At 70.0% G+C, this 3,424-nt stretch carries 2 protein-coding genes and 1 pseudogene; 1 reads left to right on the plus strand and 2 read right to left on the minus strand.

Annotated elements, in window-relative coordinates:
* Positions 1-186: 186 nt before the first annotated feature.
* Together AC2VON_RS02005 and AC2VON_RS02010 are read right to left on the minus strand one after the other, a co-directional pair.
* Positions 187-1,569: a metallopeptidase TldD-related protein gene (locus AC2VON_RS02005; RefSeq protein WP_486951439.1), complete on the minus strand. Its 1,383-nt coding sequence runs from the start codon at positions 1,567-1,569 to the stop codon at positions 187-189.
* Positions 1,570-1,671: 102 nt separating this feature from the next.
* Positions 1,672-3,183: a TldD/PmbA family protein gene (locus tag AC2VON_RS02010; RefSeq protein ID WP_486951440.1), complete on the minus strand. Its 1,512-nt coding sequence runs from the start codon at positions 3,181-3,183 to the stop codon at positions 1,672-1,674.
* 33 nt (positions 3,184-3,216) lie between these two features.
* On the opposite strand from AC2VON_RS02010, the pseudogene AC2VON_RS02015 reads away from it, so the two are divergent.
* Positions 3,217-3,424 (plus strand): annotated as a pseudogene (locus tag AC2VON_RS02015) (sugar ABC transporter permease); the annotation flags it as partial.

A 3,424-nucleotide genomic window follows, 5' to 3' on the forward strand; every position in this document is an offset into this window, starting at 1 on the left:
GCTGGCCCAGGCGTCGTTGCGCTACCACGACGCCGTCTACGTCGCCAGCGCCGAACGTCACGCCACCGCGCTACTCACCAGCGACACTCGCATCGAACGCTCCGGCGCTCCAATCCACTGCGCCGTCATCACCATCCGACCAGACGGCGGCGGCCGAAGCACCTGAGCGTCTGGGCGGCGGAACTGTTATTGCGCCTGGCTCACCGACGACATGTGAAAGTCGGGGATCCGCAGCGACGGCATCGCCGCCCGGGTGACCCAGTCTGCCCACTCCCGCGGCAGGGTCGGCTCGGACACACCGGCCTGGGTGGCCCGCCGCAGCAAGTCCAGCGGGCTTTCGTTGAACCGGAAGTTGTTCACCGCCGCCGTCACCGCGCCGTCCTCGACCACATATACGCCATCGCGGGTCAGCCCGGTCAGCAGCAGCGTGGTCGGGTCGACCTCGCGGATGTACCACAGCGTGGTCAGCAGCAGACCGTGCTCGGTGGCCGCGACCATCTCGTCCAGCGTGGCAGGATTGTCCGGCCCGCCGGTCATCAACAGGTTGTCGGCGGCCACCGCCACCGGTGCGCCGAATTCGGCGGCGCTGGCCCGCGGGTAGGCCAGCGCGTTGATCACCCCGTCGCGGATCCAGTCCACCCGGGCGATGTCCATCCCGTTGTCGAACACCGACACCGTCTCCGAGGAGCTGGTGGCCGCGACAAACGGCGCGCACTGCAGGCCGGGCGCCGACGGATCGGAGTACAGGGTCAGCGGCAGTCCGCTCAGCCGCTCCCCCACCCGGGTGCCGCCGCCGGGTGCCGACAGCGCGGTACGGCCCTCCTGCGCGCCGCGGCCGGCCATCGTCCACCCCAGGTAGATCATCATGTCGGCCACCGTCGACGGCGGCATCAGCGTCTCGTAGCGCCCAGCCGGCAACTCGACGCTGCGCGCCGCCCAGCTCAGCCGCGTCGACAGCTGCTCCAGCAGCGAATCGGTTGGCACGTCGGCGAAATCCGGTGTCGCAACGCCGGCCCAGGCACTGGAGGACCCGCGTTTGGCGTTGATCTCCACCGATCCGCCTGGCTGGGTGTAGCGGCGGCGCAGGCCCGTCGAGGATGCGACGAACGTCGTCGCCACCTCGTGGTGGGCGAAGCCGTAGAGCTGGTCGGTGCCGGAGAAGCCGCGGCTCAGCGACTGCGCAAGCCCACCGAATACGTCGGCTCCCGTGCCGGGCACCGGCGCGTCCCAATCGTCCGGGGTGCCCGTACCGGTCAGCAGCGGTGCGGCGTCGCGAGCCTCCGGTGCGTCGGCGGCGGCCTCCGCCGACGCCGCCACCAGGTGCGCGATCAGCGCCGGGTCCACCTCCGCCGAACGCAGCACACCGACCTGCGGGGTCTGGCCATCAGGCGAGACCATCGAGATCACGGTGGTCGCCCGGCTGGTCGACACCCCGTTGGTGGTCATCGAATTACCTGCCCACCGCAGCGACGCCTCGCTGCGGTCGGTGACCAGCACGATGGTCGCATCAGCGGCACCGGGCCGTGCGGCGTCCAGCGTGATGTCGATCACCTGCTGCGCGCGGATCATCGGCGCCGCTCCTCCTCATCGCTGCGCTCTGCATCGTCGCCGGCGCGGATCATCGGCGCCGCTCCTCCTCATCGCTGCGCTCTGCATCGTCGCTGGCGCGGATCATCGGCCAGCCTCGGAGCGGGTGTTGAGCACATTGACGCCGCGGAACAGCGCCGACGGGCAGCCGTGGCTGACCGCGGCCACCTGGCCGGGCTGGGCCTTGCCGCAGTTGAACGCCCCGCCGAGCCGCCACGTCTGCTGTCCGCCGACGGCTTCCATCGCGTTCCAGAAGTCGGTGGTGGTGGCCTGATAGGCCACGTCGCGCAGCTGTCCGTCCAGCCGGCCGCCGCGGATCCGGAAGAACCGCTGGCCGGTGAACTGGAAGTTGTAGCGCTGCATGTCGATTGACCAGGATCTGTCGCCGACGACGTAGATGCCGTCGTCGACCCGGGCGATCAGGTCGGCGGTGCTCGTGTCGTCGGGGCTGGGCTGCAAGCTCACGTTGGCCATCCGCTGGATCGGGACGTGGTGCGGCGAGTCGGCATACGAACAGCCGTTGGAGCGGTCCCGGCCGAGTCTTGGCGCGAACACCCGGTCCAGCTGGTAGCCAACGAAGATGCCGTCGCGCACCAGATCCCAGCTCTGCGCGGCGACCCCCTCGTCGTCGTAGCCGATGCTGGCCAGCCCGTGCTCGACGGTGCGATCGGCGGTCACGTTCATCACCGGTGAACCGTAGCGCAGGCTGCCTAGCTTGTCCGGGGTGGCGAACGACGTGCCGGCGTAGGCGGCTTCGTAGCCGATGGCACGGTCGTATTCGGTTGCGTGCCCGATGGATTCGTGGATGGTCAGCCACAGGTTGGTCGGGTCGATCACCAAGTCGGTCGGCCCGGCTGTCACGCTGGGCGCCTTGACCTTCTCGGCCAGCCACACCGGTATCTGCGCCAGCTCCGCCGACCAGTCCCACACGTCGTCGCCGGCGAGCGCCTCCCAGCCGCGGGCGGCGGGCGGCGCGCACGTGCGCATGGTGTCAAAGCCGTCGGCGCCGACGGTGACCGCCTCGCAGGTCGCCATCAGGCGCACCCGCTGCTGGGTGATCGAGGATCCGAAGGTGTCGGCGTAGAAGGTTTGCTCTTTGACCGCGGTCAGCGCCGCCGCGGCATGCTGGACACCGTCGGCGGAGAGCAGCCGGCCCGAGTAGTCCTCCAGGACGTCGATCTTGGCCGCGGTGGGCACGTCGAACGGGTCGATCCGGTAGCTCGACACCCAGGTGGCGTCCGCGTAGACCGGTTCGGGTGCCAGCTCTATGCGTTCGGCATTGAGCGCCGCCAGGGTCCGGGCCGTGGCGACGGCGCGCCGCGCGGTGTCGGCGGCAACCCCGGGTGCCAGCTCGGCGTGGGAGGCGAATCCCCAGGTGCCGTCGACGATCACCCGCACCGCCAGGCCGAGCTCGCGATTGACGACGGCGGTCTCCATCTCGCCGTCGCGCAGCTGGATGATCTCGGTGGCGATCCGGTGCACCCGCAGGTCGGCATGGCTGGCCCCGGCGATTCGAGCGGCGCCGAGGGCGGCGTCGGCCAGCTCGTGGCGCGGCAGGGCCAGAAATTCCTCGTCGATCCCCCGGTCGGATGTCACGGCTCCACGGTAGTCACCGGCTTTAATAACTGCATGGTTAGCACACGCGCCCGGTCCACCGCGGTGGGCTACGCGCTGCTGGCGCCGAGCCTGTTCGGGGTGGTCGCGTTCCTGCTGCTACCGATGCTGGTGGTGGCCTGGCTCAGCCTGCAGCGGTGGGATCTGCTCGGCCCGATCAGCTATGTCGGCGGCGCCAATTGGCGTTCGGTGCTGACCGATTCGACATTCGGCAATTCGCTTG

The organism is Mycobacterium sp. TH-M82, from assembly GCF_057473605.1.

What these genes read in the sequence shown, in the direction of transcription:
- AC2VON_RS02005 (WP_486951439.1), bottom strand. Translation starts at nt 1,569, where the DNA reads ATGATCCGCGCGCAGCAGGTGATCGACATCACGCTGGACGCCGCACGG.